Origin of the sequence: Ramlibacter agri (assembly GCF_012927085.1) — a bacterium.
In the GTDB taxonomy this organism is placed as follows: domain Bacteria; phylum Pseudomonadota; class Gammaproteobacteria; order Burkholderiales; family Burkholderiaceae_C; genus Ramlibacter; species Ramlibacter agri.
The window spans coordinates 1-15,100 of the sequence record NZ_JABBFX010000006.1 but is presented as its reverse complement, the minus strand read 5'-3'; the positions used below and the strand labels follow the sequence as shown (position 1 = coordinate 15,100).

Below are 15,100 nucleotides of genomic sequence, written 5' to 3'. Positions count from 1 at the left end.
ATTCCAGGCCCATGCCGTCACATGCTGGTCACGTTCCGTTCGCAAGAACGCGCGCGAAGACTTCGGTGTCGACGTTGCCGCCGGTGATCGGCACGCCGACCGCCTGCGACTTCGTCCGGCCCCGTTGCTGGATGGCCGCCGCCAGGGCGGCCGCGCCGGCGCCTTCGGCGACGTTGTGGGTGGCAGCGAACAGAAGGCGCATGGCCGCGGCGACTTCATCGTCGGTGACCGTGACCACGTCATCGGCTTCGCGCAGCACGACTTCCAGCGCCTCGGCGTCGGCGATGCGGCAAGCCATGCCGTCGGCCAGTTGCGTCGTGACGGGCGCTTCCACCACGCGCTTGGCGCGGAAGGAGTCCAGGTAGGTCGTCGCATGCGCGGACACGACGCCGACCAGCTTGCTGCGGGCGCCGGTGTACGCACGGCCGGCCGCCGCGGCGCAGAAGCCCGAGCCCTGGCCGATCGGAACGTAGACCACGCCCGGCTCTTCACCGGGCGCGAAGCTCTGGAAGAACTCCACCCAGTAAGTCATCACGCCGCGCACCAGGTCGCGGTCGAAGGACGGCACCATGTGCAGGCCTTGCCGCCCGGCCAGCGCGATCGCATGCTCGCGCGCGGCCTGGAAATCGTCGCCGTGTTCCAGCAACTCGGCGCCCAGCGCGCGCATGGCGGCGTTCTTCTCCACCGAGTTGCCGTGCGGCACGACGATGGTGGCCTGCAGGCCATGCTTGCGTGCGCTGAAGCCCACCGACTGGCCGTGGTTGCCGCGGGTGGCGGAGATCACGCCGCGCAGCTTCGGCTCGCGCCGCGCGAGCGACTCGAAGTAGGTGAGGCCGCCGCGCAGTTTGAAGGCGCCGGCGGGCGTGTGGTTCTCGTGCTTCACCCAAACCGGCATGCCGAGGCGTTCGCGCAGCAGCGGCCAGGCATATTGCGGGGTCGGCGGCATCACGGCGTGCACCGTGGCCTGCGCGGATTCGACTTCTGCGCGCGTGAAATTCATTTCTGCTCCAGCAAGGCGATGCGGGCGGCCAGCAGGCCCAGCACGGTTCCCATCACCCAGCGTTGGGCCCGTAGCCAGCCGCGGCTCCGTGCGAGGAAGCTGCTGATGCGGCCGGCCCCGAGCACCAGCAGCGCGTTGACGGCGCCGCTGGTGAGGATCTGGATGGCGCCCAGCTGTAGCGCCTGCCAGGCCACGTTGCCGCGTTCCGGATGCAGGAACTGCGGGAAGAACGACAGGTAGAAGATCGCGACCTTCGGGTTCAGCACGTTCGTGAGCAGGCCCATGCGGAACAGCTTCGCCGTCGAGTCGATCGGCAACGCGCGCGGCTGGAAGGGCGTGCTGCCACCCGGGCGCACGGCCTCCCAGGCCAGCCACAGCAGGTAGGCAGCGCCCGCGATGCGCAGCGCGTCGAACGCGATCGGCACCGCGAGCAGCAGCGCGGTGAGGCCCAGGGTCGCGGCCACCAGGTGCGCGAGGAAACCGAGCAGCACGCCGCCCAGCGACACCAGGCCGGCGCGCGGCCCTTGTGCCAGCGAGCGCGAGACGCAGTAGATCATGTTGGGGCCAGGCGTCAGCACCAGCACCAGCGCTGCCAGCGCGAACCAGGCGACTTCGCCGACATGCAGCATCACAGTCCTTTCGATTGCAGCTGCACGCGCCCGCGCGGCGTGTCCAGCGTGGCGCAGAGATTGGCGGGGCCTTCCTTGACCTGTACGCCCAGGAGGCCGATCGCCTCGTAGGCGCCGCGCAGTTCGGGCGCCAGCGGGTGCCAGGCGGTGAGCGAGTGCAAGGTCACGCCCGACTCCGGCATCGACGCGGCCGGATGCGTCTCGCCCCATTCGATCAGCGTCGGCAGCATGCCGGCGATGAGGCGGCGGCCGTCCGCACGCACGGTGATCTGCCATTCCAGCAAGCCGCGCTGCGTCATGCGCGAGGCGCGCGCGACCTCGCCGTGTTCGTAGCCGGCGCGCTCCAGCGCCGCGCAGGCTGCGCGCACGTCCGGCACGTTGGCGACGAAGTGCAGCAGCCGCGGGCCATGGCGCCGCAGCGTGTCGCGCACGGTCTCGTCGTCGAGGTCGAACCAGCGCTTGCCCTGTTGCGGCTGCCGCCCGGGTTGCGGCGCGATGATCTCGAGATAGGCCCGCGGATAGTCGACGGTCGCAATGCGCAGCAGCCGGTTGTGCGTGCCCATCAGCGGGTGCTCGCCGCCGGGGCCGGGCGCGACGCCCAGCGTGGCTTCGGCCCAGGCCACGCCTTCGTCCAGCGTTGCCGCGCCGATGACGAGGTGGTCGGTCCGGGCCGTCATCTCAAAGCCTCACGCTGCCATCGACGCAGGTGACGGACGCGCCGCCCACCCAGATCTCGCCCTGTGCGTCGCGCTCGATGTGCACGCGCCCGGCCCGGCCCAGGACCGTGCCCTGACTGGCGATGTAGCGTTCGGGCGCCATGCCGGCAGCGATCAGCCACTGGGCGAGCGCCGCATTGAGGCTGCCGGTGACCGGGTCTTCGCCCATGCCGTTGTTGGCGGGGAAGAAGGCGCGCACTTCGAAGGCGCAGTCGTTACCGCGTGGCGCGACCACGCCCACCTTGCCGCGCGGGCCGATCACGCCGACGTCCAGGCCGGCGAGCACGGCGCCATCGGGCTTGAGTGCCAGCACCTGTTCCGCGGACTTGAGCATGACGCCGCGCCACTTGGGTCCGTTGTCGCACCAGGCGTGGGCGACGATGTCACTCCGCGGAACGCCGAGGCCGCGGGCGATGAGGTCGACGTCGCTGTCATCCAGCGGACCGCCGCGGCGCAGCGGCGGCGCGGCGAAGGCGAGGCGACTGCCATCGCGCTTCAGCTTCACCAGCCCGACGCCGCACTCCTGCACCACGTACTCGCCCTTGGGCTTGCCGCCGGCTTCCAGCCAGGCGTGGCAGCTGCCCAGGGTCGGATGCCCGGCGAAAGGCAGTTCGGCGGACGGGTAGAAGATGCGCACGCGGTAGTCGGCTTCCGGGTGCGTGGGCGGCAGCAGGAAAGTGGCTTCCGAGAGGTTGGTCCAGCGCGTGAACTGCTGCATCTCCTCGGTGGCCAGGCCTTGCGCGTCCAGCACCACGGCGACCGGGTTGCCGAGGTAGGGCACTGCGGTGAAGACGTCGACTTGCTTGAAGAGGCGGTCTTGCATGGTGTCAGCTCAGGGGAACGTCGAGCGCACCGCGCGCGGCGGGCAGGGCGCGGATGCCGTCGTACCAGCGCCGCAGGTGCGGTCGCTGCGGGAACTCCAGCGGCAGGCCCCACCAGCGGTGCATCTCGCAGGCGATGGGGATGTCGGCCATGGTCAGTTGCGCGCCTGCCATGAAGGGCTGCTTCGCCAGGTGCGCGTCGAGCATGGCCAGCAAGGGCTCGGTCGCCGCGATGGAGGCATCGATCGCTTCCGGCCGGCGCTTGTCGGCGGGCGTGCGGATCAACTGGATGAAGGCTTCGCGGCCGGCGCCGTTCAGCGTCGTCTGCTGCCAGTCCATCCAGCGTTCGGCGTCGAAGCGCTGCCGCAGGTCCTGCGGGTACAGGCCCTGCTGCGGATGCTGCGCGCACAAGTAGCGCACGATCACGTTCGACTCCCACAGCGTGAAGCCGTCCTCTTCGTCCAGCAGCGGCACCAGCGAGTTTGGGTTCTGCGCCTTGTACTCCGGCGTCTGCACGATGCCGAAGGCGGCGCCGGCGTCGACCCGCTCGAACGGGATGCCCAGCAGCTGCGCCGTGAGCACGACCTTGCGCACGTTGATGGAGGAGATGCGGCCCCAGAACTTCATGGTCAGAGCGCTTCCCGGATGGCGGCTGCCAGGGCGGCGATGCCGGTGTCGATTTGTTCCGGCGTCGCCGTCACGAAGGACAGGCGCAGGGTGCGCTCGTCCGGCACCTCGGCGTAGAAGGCCGCGCCGGGCACGAAGGCCACGCCGCGGTCCACCGCCTTGGGCAGCAGGTCCAGCGCGCGCACGCCTTCCGGCAGTCGAGCCCACAGGAACATGCCGCCATCGGGCTTGTTCCATTGCACGTCCAGGCCGGCCATCTCGCGGTCCAGCGCGCGCAGCATGGCGTCGCGCTGCTCGCGGTACAGCGCGCGGATCGTCGGCACGTGGCGGTCCAGGAAACCGTCCTTCAGCACTTCGCTGACGACGCGCTGGTTGAAGCCCGGCGTGTGCAGGTCGGCGGCCTGCTTGGCCTGCAGCAGCTTGGGCGCGATGGCGGCCGGCGCCACCACATAACCCAGGCGCAGGCCGGGCGCGAGCACCTTGGAGAAGGAGCCCATGTAGATGCTGCCTTCGGGGTTGCGTGCCGTCAGCGGCGCCGGCGGCGGCGCGTCGAACCACAGGTCGCCATAGGGGTTGTCTTCCACCAGCGGCAGGTTCAACTGCGCGGCGGCGGTAGCCAGGCCGGCGCGGCCGGCTTCGCTCATCATGCGGCCCGTAGGGTTCTGGAAGTTGGGCAGCACATAGAAGAAGCGGGCGCCCGGCGCCTTGGCGCCGAGGTCGGCCAGGTCCACGCCGTGCGCGTCGCCCTTCACGCCGACCACTTCCGGCTCCATGGGCGCGAAGGCCTGCAGCGCGCCGAGGTAGGTGGGCGTTTCCACCAGGATGCGGCTGCCGGCGTCGATCAGCACCTTGGCGATGAGGTCCAGGGCTTGCTGCGAACCGGTGGTGATCAGGACTTGCGCGGGGTCCACGTTCCAGGGCAGCAGCGCCGCGACCTGTTCGCGCAGGGGGCCGTAGCCTTCGCTGGCCGCGTATTGCAGGGCGCCGTGGCCGTCGTCGCGCAGGACCTTCTCGCACGCTTCGTGGAAGGCCTGGACCGGGAAAGTCTTGGGCGAGGGCAGGCCGCCGGCGAAGCTGATGATGCCGGGACGCTCCGTGACTTTCAGGATCTCGCGGATCACCGAGGGGTTCATGCGCTCGGCGCGGCGGGCGAGGGTCCAGGCCGGGGCCTTGGACTGCAGGTCGTTCAGTTTCATGCTTGCTCCAGGGAGACGTGGGGGCGCCGGGGCGCCGCGTGCACGGGCATTTTCTTGCCTGCGAACACGGTGGCGAGGACCGCCAGCGCGAAGAAGAGGGTGAGGGCGTCCAACCGTTCGCCCAGCAGGGGCACGGCGAACAGCATGCTCAGGAAGGGTTGTACCAGTTGCACCTGGCTGACGCGCACGGTGCCGCCCAGGGCCAGGCCGCGGTACCAGGCGAAGAAGCCGATCCACATCGAGAACAGCGCGACGTAGCCGAAGGCGAACCAGGCGGAGGCGGGCACGGCCGCGCGGGGGGCGGTCCACAGGGCCAGCGGTGCGGTGAGCGGCAGCGAGAGCACCAGCGCCCAGCAGATCACGTGTTCGGCGCGCATGCGTTGCGACAGGCGCGCGCCGTAGCCATAGCCGACGGCGGCGCAGGCGACGGCGGCGAGCAGCAGCAAGTCGGCGAAATGCAAAGCCACGCCGTTGCCGGACTTGAGCAGGGCGTAGAGGATCACCAGCGCGCTGCCGGCGCTGCCGCAGAGCCAGAAGCCGACGGAGGGCCGCTGGCGATGCAGCAGGGCGCCGACCAGCGCGGTGGCGAGCGGAAGCGCGCCGATGATCACGCTGGCGTGCACCGCCTCCACGTAGCGCAGGGCGAGCGAGCTGAACAGGGGGAAGCCAAAGACAACACCCGCTGCCGTGAGGGCGAGCGGGGCCCAGTCGGCGCGTCGCGGCCGGGCCGCGCGCGTCGCGAGCAGGAAGGCGATGGACAGCAGGCCGGCGATCGCCGCCCGGCCGAAGGCGATGAACCAGCCGGACATGAGCGGCGCGGCCGGCGTGCCGACGGCCAGCCGCGTCATCGGCAAGGTCAGGGCGAAGATGGCCACGCCGGCGAAGCCGAGCGCGAGGCCCTGGCGATCCTGCACGTTCATACCACCAGCATCCAGGCGGCCGTCGCCACCAGAACCAGTGCGAGCACGCGGTTGAACCAGAGCAGGCGCTTGCCTTGCGCGAGCCAATGGCGCAGCAGCGAGCCGGCCAGCGCGTAGGCGAAATTGCTGCTGAAGGCGAACACGGCCATGATCGCGCAGATGATGGTCAGCCGCTCGCCGGGGTTGCTGGCGGGCTGGCCGGCAGCGTTCACCACCCAGCCGGCGCTGAGCGTCAGTGCGAGCAGCCAGGCCTTGATGTTCACGAACTGCAGCGACACGCCCTGCCAGAAGCCCACTTCCAGCCGCGCGCCGTCCACCTGCGTCATCTTCGCGGCGCGCGCGAGTTTCCAGGCGAGCCACAGCATGTAGCCGACGCCCACCAGCTTGACGGCCCAGCGCAGCGCCGGCAGGCCGAGGATCAATGCGCCCAGGCCGAGGCCGCTGGCGGCCATCAGCAGCGTCCAGCCGGTCGGCACGGCGAAGCAGAAGCGCAGGGCCGGCCGCAAGCCGCGGTTCGCCGCGAGCGCGGTGGAGAGCGTCGTGTTCGGTCCGGGCGAGAAGCTCATGGCCGTGGCGAACAGCAGCAGCGCGGTGAGTTCCGCGGGGGTCATGGCAGACGATGTTGCAGGGGCATCGCAAGCAATGTAATCTTCGGCACCAATACACGACCAGTACAGTTTGCCAGATCACATCGGCATCTGTACTGGCCGCCATGCCAATACACGAGGAGTCCACTCGGATGTTGATGAAGGCCTCGTCGCAGTCGCTCACCGAGCAGCTGGCCGCCCGTTTCGCGGAGCGCATCCGCAACCGACTGCTGGCGCCGGGCGCCCGCCTGCCTTCGGTGCGGCAGTGCGCGGAGCAAAACGGCGTGAGTCCGTCCACCGTGGTGGCGGCCTACGACCAGCTGCTGGCGCAGGGCCTGGTGGAGGCCCGCAAGAACCGCGGCTTCTTCGTGCGGGAGCTGTCCGGCGCGCGCAGCGAGGACAACGGCGGCGCGCCGGCCGATGACAAGGGCGCCGCGGCCTGGACCGCGGCGCACTGGATCGTGGCGCGCCGCCAGCCGGGCCCGGTGAACGCCACGTCCCTCATCCGCGGCATGTTCCACAAGATCAGCGACAAGCCGCAGCCGGGCATGGGCGTGTTCCCGTCCGACTGGCTGGAGTCCACTTTCATGCCCGCCGCAGTGCGCAAGGTCACGAACTCGCGGGCACTGAACGAATGCTCGCTGCAGTACGGCGAGCCGCTGGGCGATGGCGGACTGCGCCGGGCGCTGGCCGGCAAGCTGGGCGGCCTGCACGTGCCGGCCGCGCCCGACCAGATCATCACCTCGGTCGGCGCGACGCACGCGCTGGACATCGTCAGCCGCACGCTGCTGCGTCCCGGTGACCCGGTGATGGTGGAGGAGCCCGGCTGGGCGGTGGAGTTCGCGCGGCTGAATGCGTTGGGCATGCGCCTGCTGCCGGTGCCGCGCCGCGCCGACGGGCCGGACCTGGAAGTGATGGCGCAGTACTGCGCGCTGCACAAGCCCAAGCTCTATGTGAGCGTCAGCGTCTTCCACAACCCGACCAGCTACTGCCTGTCACCGGGCAGCGCGCACCGCATCCTGCAGCTGGCGAACCAGCACGACTTCCACATCGTCGAGGACGACACCTACAGCCACATCGCGCCGGCGCACGCCACGCGCCTCGCCGCGCTGGACGGCCTGCGGCGCACCATCTACGTGGGTGGCTTCGCCAAGATCCTGGCGCCGAACTGGCGCATCGGCTTCATGGCCGCTCCACCCGACCTGGTGGAGCAGCTGCTGGACACCAAGCTGCTGGCAACCTTGACCACGCCCTCGCTGATGGAAAAGGCGCTGGCGCTGTGCATCGAGCAGGGCCAGCTGCGGCGCCACTGCGAACGCATCCGCACCCGGCTGGACGTGGCGCGCAGCCGCAGCGTGAAGCTGGCAATGCATGCGGGTTGCAAGTTCGCCGCCGAACCGGCCGGCCTGTTCGGCTGGGTGGACACGGGCGTGGACACCGATGCGCTGGCGCAGCGCATGCTGGACGAGGGCTACCTGCTGGCGCCCGGGGCGCTGTTCCATGCGGAGCGCAAGCCGAGCACGCTGATGCGGATCAACTTCGCGACCACGCAGGACGCGGCGTTCTGGAAGAAGTACGCGGAGCTGGTGAAGCGGATGTAGCCGCTACAACATCTCGTCCGGCGCGAAGGGCCCCAGCACATCCACCAGCAGCTTGAGCCTGGTGCTCGCGCCCGGCTCGCTGTCGCTGTCCGCGAAGCCCGCGCCGGCGGGGGCATGCCAGTGGAAATGGCCGTCGCGTTGCTCCAGCCGGTAGGCCGCGGTGGCGAAGGTGTGCTCCACGATCTGCGTGGCCTGCTGCACCAGCGAGCCGCTGCGGATCACCAGGCCGACTTCACTGTTCTTCAGTTGCGAGCGCAGGTCCAGGTTCATGGAGCCGATCGCCGCCAGCCGGCCGTCGATGAACACCGCCTTGGAATGCAGGCTGGCGCGGCTCTGGGTGCCGCTCTTCGAGCCGCCAGGGCCGCTGCCCAGGCTGACGCCGGAGCCGGCGCTGCCGGCCTGGCTGCCACCGTGTGAACCTCCGAGCAGGTCGGCGACGGCTTCCGGGTCCGAGCGCATTTCGTACACCTCGACGCCCATCGCGAGCAGGGCTTTGCGATAGCGTGCGTAGCCGGCATGCGCGGCCGGCGCATCGTTCGAGGCCAGCGAGTTGGTGAGCACGCGGATGCGCACGCCGCGCTGGCGCAGCTCCTTGTACACGGCCATCATGCGCGCGCCCGGCACGAAGTAGGGCGAGACGATCAGCACGTCGCGCTGCGCGCCCTGGATCATCGACAGCAGGCCGTCGATGACGGTCTCGCCGGCATTCACTTCGTCGTCGCCAGGACCGACCTTGCCGGGAGCGTCGGCCAGCAGCACCGAGGGCGCCCAGGTCAGCGACACCGTGCGCAGGTCCAGCGGGGGGCGCTCGGCTTGCACCACGGCCGAAGGGGTGACGCTGGGCAGCACCGTCGGACTGACCGTGACCGGCAGCGGCTTGGCCTCCGCAGCGGTCCGCACCACGCCGCCTTGCGGGCCGGGCGCCGAAGCGGGCGCCTGCGGCTTGCGCAGTTCGTCCAGGTCCTGCGGATCCAGCAAGGTCTGCACCGGGTAGGCGAGTTCGTCGTTCCAGAAGCGGTCGAAGCTCGCGGACATGTCGCGCACGATGCGGCCGGCGGCCAGCACATCGAGGTCGACGAAATTCTGCTTGTCGCTGCTGCCGAAATAGGCGTCGCCCAGGTTGCGGCCGCCGGTGATGCCCCAGGCGTTGTCGGCGATGAACAGCTTGTTGTGCATGCGCTTCTGCATGCGGTCGAAGTCGTGCAGCGAACTGAAGATGCGGCCCACCATGCTGCCGCGCGAGCCGGGCAGCGGGTTGAACAGCCGCATCTCGATGTTGGGCACGAAGGCCAGGCGCAGAACCTGCGCGTCCTGGCCCACGGAGTTGAAGTCGTCCAGCAGGATGCGCACGCGCACGCCGCGGCCGGCGGCATCGCGCAGCTTCTGCAGCAGCACCTCGGTGCTCGCGTCGGCATGGATGGCGTAGTACTGCAGGTCCAGCGAGCGCTGCGCGCCTTCGATCAGCGCGATGCGGCTCGTGAACGCGATGTCCGTGTCTTCCATCAAGTGGAAGCCGGAGTCGCTGCGCGCGTTGGCCTCCGTGCGACGCTGCGCGACCAGTTGGCCGAGCGGCGTGGTCTCGGGCTGCGCGAAGGCTGTCGTGCGGGTGCGATTGGTGTTGGCCGGGAGGCTGGCGCAACCGGTGGCCCAGGACAGCAGCATGACCGCGGCGCACCAGCGCCACAGCTTCTGCCAGTGGAAGGGCGATGCGTTCTCGGTGGCGGCGCTGTTATTCATGGGCTGCTGGCCACTTTAGCCGCGGCCCCTGCTTCACAGGGGCGCAGCAAGGTCAGCAATGGCCACGACTTGCTGCCGGCAAATGCCTACAGCTGGCCCAGTTCTTCCCAGCGCTCCAGCGCCTGCATCAATTGGTCTTCAATTTCGCCAGTGCGTTGCACGAGCTGCGCGGCGCGACCCGGGTCGTCGCGATAGACCGCGCCGGTGGCGAGTTCGTGCTGGATTGCCTTCTGTTCGTGCTCCAGCGCTTCGATGAGCGCCGGCAGCGCCTCGAGTTCGCGCTGTTCCTTGTAGCCCAGCTTGCGCTTGGCAGCCTGCGGCTGGGAGGGTGCAGCAGCGGGCTTGCCGCGCGCTGGCGCAGCGGGCGCGGCGACTTGCGTTGCCGCGAACTCGCGCGCGCGTCGCGATTGCGCGATCCAGTCCTCGACGCCGCCTTCGTACTCGCGCCAGCGACCCTCGCCCTCGAAGGCGATGGTGCTGGTAACGACGTTGTCGAGGAAAGTGCGGTCGTGGCTCACGAGGAACACCGTGCCCTCGTAGTCCTGCAGCAGTTCTTCCAGCAGCTCCAGCGTGTCGATGTCGAGGTCGTTGGTGGGTTCGTCGAGCACCAGCACGTTGGCAGGCCGCGCGAACAGGCGCGCGAGCAGCAGCCGGTTGCGCTCGCCGCCGGAGAGCGAGCGCACGGGTGAGGTGGCGCGCGCGGGCGAGAACAGGAAATCGCCCAGGTAGCTCTTGACGTGCTTGCGCTGGCGGCCGATCTCGATCCACTCGCTGCCGGGGCTGATGAAGTCCTCCAGCGTGGCGTCCGGGTCCAGCGCGGTGCGCATTTGGTCGAAATAGGCGACCTGCAGGTTGGTGCCCAGGCGCACCTGGCCGCTGTCGGGCGCGAGCTCGCCCAGGATCAGTTTCAGCAGCGTGGTCTTGCCGGCGCCGTTGGGACCGATCACGCCGACCTTGTCGCCGCGCAGGATGATGTCGCTGAAGTCGCGCACGATGGTGCGGTCGCCGAAGGACTTGGACACGTGCTGCAGCTCGGCGACGATCTTGCCGCCCGGCTGGCCGGACGCGATGTCCATGTTCACGCGGCCCAGCGCTTCGCGCCGCTCGGACCGGCGCGCGCGCAGCTGCTGCAGGCGGCCGATGCGGCTTTGCGAGCGCGTGCGCCGCGCTTCCACGCCCTTGCGCACCCAGATCTCTTCCTGGGCCAGCAGCTTGTCGGCCTTGGCGTTGATGACGGCTTCCTGCGCGAGCTGCTCCTCCTTCAACGCCTGGTACTGGGTGAAGTTGCCGGGGTAGGAGAGCAGCCGGCCGCGATCGAGCTCCACGATGCGGGTGGACACGCGATCGAGGAAGGCGCGGTCGTGCGTGATCAGCACCACGCTGCCGCGGAACTCCAGCAGCAGGTTTTCCAGCCACTCGATGGAGTCCAGGTCCAGGTGGTTGGTGGGCTCGTCCAGCAGCAGCACGTCGGGGCGGCGCACCAGCGCCTGCGCCAGTGCCACGCGCTTGCGGTTGCCGCCGGAGAGCGTGCCGATGCGCGCTTCGGGCTCCAGGTGCAGCCGGTGCAGCGTTTCGTCGATGCGCTGCTGCCAGTTCCAGCCGTCCTGGGCCTCGATCTGGCCTTGCAGGAGGTCGAGGTCGCCTTCGCCATGGGTATAGCGGTCGATCAGGCGAATGACGTCGTCCAGCGCGGCGCGCACGGACTCGAACACCGTCTGGTGCTCGTCGAGGTTCGGCTCCTGGGCCACGTAGGTGCTGCGCAGGCCTTGCTGGAACTGCACTTCGCCGTCGTCGGGACGCTCCAGCCCGGCCAGGATCTTCAGCAGGGAGGACTTGCCGGCGCCGTTGCGGCCGATCAGGCCCACGCGTTCGCCGGCTTGCAGGGAGAAATCGGCGTGGTCCAGGAGGGCTACGTGGCCGAAGGCGAGGTGGGCGTCGGCAAGGGTGATCAGGGCCATGGGGAGGGAAACGCGGGAAAGCGCCCGAGGTTAGCACCGCGGCGCGTGCGCAACGGAGGAGTCGCCGTGCACGGCCGGCTTGGCTATAGTGGAATGGACCGGGCGCGGAGGATTCGTGGAACTGAACATCAATGGCAGTCGCCAGGAAATCCGGGCCGATCCGGCCATGCCCCTGCTGTGGGTGTTGCGCGACCTGCTGAACTTGACCGGCACCAAGTTCGGTTGCGGTGTCGCGGCCTGCGGGGCCTGTACGGTGCGCGTCGACGGCCAGGCGGTGCGCTCCTGCGTCGTGGCGGTGGGCAGCGTGGCCGGCAAGAAGATCCAGACCATCGAAGGGCTGGCGCCCGCCGGCAAGGCGCATCCGCTGCAGGCCGCGTGGATCGCGGAACAGGTGCCGCAGTGCGGCTATTGCCAGAGCGGCATGCTGATGGCGGCCGCGGCGCTGCTGGAAAAGAAGCCCAAGCCGACGGACGCGGACATCGACGATGCCATCACGAACATCTGCCGCTGCGGCACTTACCAGCGGGTGCGCGCCGCGATCAAGCGGGCCGCCGGGGTGAAGGCGTGAAGCGGCGCGGCTGGCTGCTGGGCACGACGGCGGCGGCAGCGCTGGTGGTTGGCTGGGGCGTGCTGCCGGCGCGCTCGCGCATCGGCATCGGCAGCATGATGCTGCCGGGCGAGGGCGATATCGCGCTCAACGGCTGGATCAAGATCAATCCGGATGGGACGGTCATCCTTTCCATGCCGCGCAGCGAGATGGGGCAGGGCGTGCACACCGCGCTGCCGATGCTGGCCGCGGAGGAACTGGACGTGCCGCTGTCCGCCATGCGCATCGAACAGGCCGGCGCCGATGCGATCTACGGCAACGTGGCGATGCTGTTGGGTGGCCTGCCCTTCCATCCGCTGGAACAGGAGCGCCAGGACGGCTTCGGGCGCGTCCAGGCCAGCCGCTGGCTGGTCGGCAAGGTGGCGCGGGAGCTGGGCATCAATGCGACAGGGGGCTCCTCCAGCGTTGCCGATGCCTGGGACGTGGTGCGTCTTGCGGCGGCGACTGCCCGGGCCTCGCTGCTGGGCGCGGCCTCCCTGCAGTGGAAGCTGCCGGTGGAGGAACTGCGCACGGCCAACGGCGTCGTGACGCACTCCGCGGGCCGGGCAGCGCCGTATGGTGAACTGGCGCGTTACGCGGCGGCCACGCCGCCTGGCGAGGTGACGCTGAAGGCGCGCAAGGACTGGCACATCATCGGCCGACCGGCGCCGCGGCTGGACCTGGCCGGCAAAGTGGATGGCAGTGCCCGCTTCGGCATCGACGTGCGGGTGCCCGGGATGCTCTATGCCGCCTTGCGGCTGGCTCCCATGCTGGGTGGGGCGCCTGGGCGGGTGGATGCGGCCAAGGCGTTGGCCATGCCGGGCGTGCACCGGCTGGTGATGCTGCCGGCCCTGGCGGGTTCGACGGCTGGCTTTGCCGTGGTCGCAGACAACTCGTGGCTGGCCCGCCAGGCGGCTCAGGCTGTGGACGTGGAATGGCGGCAGCGGCCGGCCGGCGGCCTGGACAGCACGGTCATTGCGCGCGAACTCGCGGAGGCTGTGAAGTCGCGGGACGGGCATGTGTTCTATACGCGGGGCGAAGCGGCGCCGGCTTCATCCGGCCGCACGCTCGAGGCCTGGTACAGCGCGCCCTACCTGGCCCACGCGACGATGGAGCCCATGAACGCGACGGCGCGCTTCGATGGCACGCACGTGGAGGTCTGGGCGGCAACCCAGGCGCCGCAGATGTGCCGTGCCGCTGCCGCACACGTGGCCAAGGTCCCGCTTGCCAACGTCGAGGTACACGTCACGCTGCTGGGTGGCGGCTTCGGGCGTCGGCTTGAGGTGGACTACGTGGCGCAGGCGGTGCGGGTGGCGATGGACCTGCCCGGGATCCCTGTTCAATTGCTGTGGTCGCGCGAGGAAGACACCGCGCACGATTTCTACCGGCCCATGCATGCGGTGCGCATGCGGGCGCATCTCGACGCTTCCGGCCAGCCGTTGGGGCTGGAGGTCAAGTCGGCGGGGGATGCGATCCAGCCGCGCTGGATCGAGCGTGCGTTGCCGGCGCTGTCAGGGCCGGTGGACCTGCCGGACAAGACGGCTTCCGAGGGCCTGTTCGACCAGCCCTATGGATTTGCCCAGCAGCGCATGGAGCATGTTTTCACCCAGTCGGGTGTGCCGGTGGGTTTCTGGCGCTCGGTTGGGCACTCGCACAACGCCTTTTTCACCGAATCCTTTATTGACGAGATCGCGGCAGAACTCAGGCGCGATCCGGTGGAACTGCGGCGCGAACTGTTGAAGGGGGTGCCGCGGCACCTGGCGGTCTTGAATCTCGCAGTGGCGCGTTCCGGCTGGGGCTCGCGGCTGCCGCTGGGGCGCGCGCGCGGCGTGGCGCTGCATGAGTCTTTCGGCAGCGTCGTGGCCCAGGTGGCCGAGGTGTCCATCGAGGGCGGGCAGCCGCGCGTGCACCGGGTGGTCTGTGCGATCGACTGCGGCACGGCGGTCAATCCCAATGTGATCGCCCAGCAGATGGAGAGCGCGGTGGTGTTTGGTCTCACTGCTGCGCTCCATGGAAGGATCGACATCCAGGGCGGCGTGGTACAGCAGGGGAACTTCCCCACTTATCCCGTGCTCCGACTGGCTGCTACGCCGGTCGTGGAGACCTGGATCGTCCCCAGTGAGCGGCCTCCAGCCGGCGTGGGCGAGCCGGGGGTGCCACCGATCGCCCCGGCGGTGGCGAACGCGCTGTTCGCCCTGAACGGGCGTCGTTACCGGTCGTTGCCGCTGCAAGGCTAGTCGGGCTTTCCCGAGTCGTGCTATAGTCGCGGGCTCCGCTGACGACAAGAAGGGCTTCGGTCCGACGGCAACGGCAGAGGAAAGAGTTTCGAACTTCAGTTCGGCCGATGATCAAAAATCGGTATAGAATTCGAGGTTCCGCTGAACGAAGCGCGACGCGAAAGCAGAGCAAGACGGCAGCGAAAGAAATTCAAAAAGCTTGACCGGCTTTCAAAAAATGTGTCATAATCGAAGGCTTCGCTGATCGCAGCGAGGTTGGCAAGAAAAGAAGGCGCAACGCTGGAGATTCTTGCAGGTTCGTTAACAAATTACAGCCGATAAGCGTGGGCGTTTGGTGGGCAGGAATTGCCAAGTTCTTCGGAACAAATCAAACGCTCTACGAAAAGAAGTGAAGTTCACTTCGATTCCTATGAGCAAACATCAAGATCGAACTGTAGAGTTTGATCCTGGCTCAGATTGAACGCTGGCGGAATGCTTTACACATG

Annotated in this window: 13 protein-coding genes; 3 read left to right on the top strand and 10 right to left on the bottom strand. The window is 69.1% G+C overall.

Annotated features, from left to right (window positions below; genetic code table 11):
- Positions 1–28: 28 nt before the first annotated feature.
- The 8 genes from HHL11_RS32825 to HHL11_RS32790 are packed head-to-tail and all read right to left on the bottom strand — an operon-like array spanning position 29 to position 6,520.
- Positions 29–1,000 carry a threonine dehydratase gene (locus tag HHL11_RS32825; RefSeq protein ID WP_169422859.1) on the bottom strand — a complete coding sequence of 324 codons (972 nt, stop codon included), beginning with the start codon at positions 998–1,000 and terminating at the stop codon, positions 29–31.
- Positions 997–1,629, bottom strand: coding sequence for a LysE family translocator (locus tag HHL11_RS32820; protein WP_169422858.1), 633 nt, complete (start codon positions 1,627–1,629; stop codon positions 997–999). The genes HHL11_RS32825 and HHL11_RS32820 overlap by 4 nt, the downstream gene beginning before the upstream one ends.
- Positions 1,629–2,306 carry a VOC family protein gene (locus HHL11_RS32815; RefSeq protein ID WP_169422857.1) on the bottom strand — a complete coding sequence of 226 codons (678 nt, stop codon included), beginning with the start codon at positions 2,304–2,306 and terminating at the stop codon, positions 1,629–1,631. The genes HHL11_RS32820 and HHL11_RS32815 overlap by 1 nt, the downstream gene beginning before the upstream one ends.
- A 1-nt stretch (position 2,307) precedes the next feature.
- Complete coding sequence (locus HHL11_RS32810; protein WP_169422856.1) at positions 2,308–3,168, bottom strand: PhzF family phenazine biosynthesis protein; 861 nt, start codon at positions 3,166–3,168, stop codon at positions 2,308–2,310.
- A gap of 4 nt (positions 3,169–3,172) precedes the next feature.
- Positions 3,173–3,793 carry a glutathione S-transferase family protein gene (locus tag HHL11_RS32805; RefSeq protein WP_169422855.1) on the bottom strand — a complete coding sequence of 207 codons (621 nt, stop codon included), beginning with the start codon at positions 3,791–3,793 and terminating at the stop codon, positions 3,173–3,175.
- A gap of 2 nt (positions 3,794–3,795) precedes the next feature.
- A complete protein-coding gene (locus tag HHL11_RS32800; RefSeq protein ID WP_169422854.1) occupies positions 3,796–4,989 on the bottom strand; it encodes an aminotransferase-like domain-containing protein in 1,194 nt (397 codons plus the stop codon).
- Complete coding sequence (locus HHL11_RS32795; RefSeq protein WP_169422853.1) at positions 4,986–5,909, bottom strand: DMT family transporter; 924 nt, start codon at positions 5,907–5,909, stop codon at positions 4,986–4,988. The genes HHL11_RS32800 and HHL11_RS32795 overlap by 4 nt, the downstream gene beginning before the upstream one ends.
- Positions 5,906–6,520 carry a LysE family translocator gene (locus HHL11_RS32790; protein WP_169422852.1) on the bottom strand — a complete coding sequence of 205 codons (615 nt, stop codon included), beginning with the start codon at positions 6,518–6,520 and terminating at the stop codon, positions 5,906–5,908. The genes HHL11_RS32795 and HHL11_RS32790 overlap by 4 nt, the downstream gene beginning before the upstream one ends.
- A gap of 128 nt (positions 6,521–6,648) precedes the next feature.
- Between HHL11_RS32790 and HHL11_RS32785 the strand changes: the two genes are divergently transcribed.
- A complete protein-coding gene (locus tag HHL11_RS32785) occupies positions 6,649–8,097 on the top strand; it encodes an aminotransferase-like domain-containing protein (protein ID WP_169422851.1) in 1,449 nt (482 codons plus the stop codon).
- A 3-nt stretch (positions 8,098–8,100) separates the two neighbouring features.
- On the opposite strand, the gene HHL11_RS32780 is transcribed toward HHL11_RS32785, so the two are convergent.
- Positions 8,101–9,834, bottom strand: coding sequence for a phospholipase D family protein (locus HHL11_RS32780; protein WP_169422850.1), 1,734 nt, complete (start codon positions 9,832–9,834; stop codon positions 8,101–8,103).
- A gap of 86 nt (positions 9,835–9,920) precedes the next feature.
- Entirely contained in the window at positions 9,921–11,792 is a 1,872-nt protein-coding gene (locus tag HHL11_RS32775) for an ATP-binding cassette domain-containing protein (protein WP_169422849.1), read from the bottom strand.
- Positions 11,793–11,907: 115 nt separating this feature from the next.
- Here HHL11_RS32775 and HHL11_RS32770 point away from each other — a divergent pair, with 115 nt between their 5' ends.
- Positions 11,908–12,360: a 2Fe-2S iron-sulfur cluster-binding protein gene (locus HHL11_RS32770; RefSeq protein ID WP_169422848.1), complete on the top strand. Its 453-nt coding sequence runs from the start codon at positions 11,908–11,910 to the stop codon at positions 12,358–12,360.
- Positions 12,357–14,615: a molybdopterin cofactor-binding domain-containing protein gene (locus tag HHL11_RS32765; RefSeq protein ID WP_169422847.1), complete on the top strand. Its 2,259-nt coding sequence runs from the start codon at positions 12,357–12,359 to the stop codon at positions 14,613–14,615. The genes HHL11_RS32770 and HHL11_RS32765 overlap by 4 nt, the downstream gene beginning before the upstream one ends.
- The last annotated feature ends 485 nt before the right edge of the window (positions 14,616–15,100 follow it).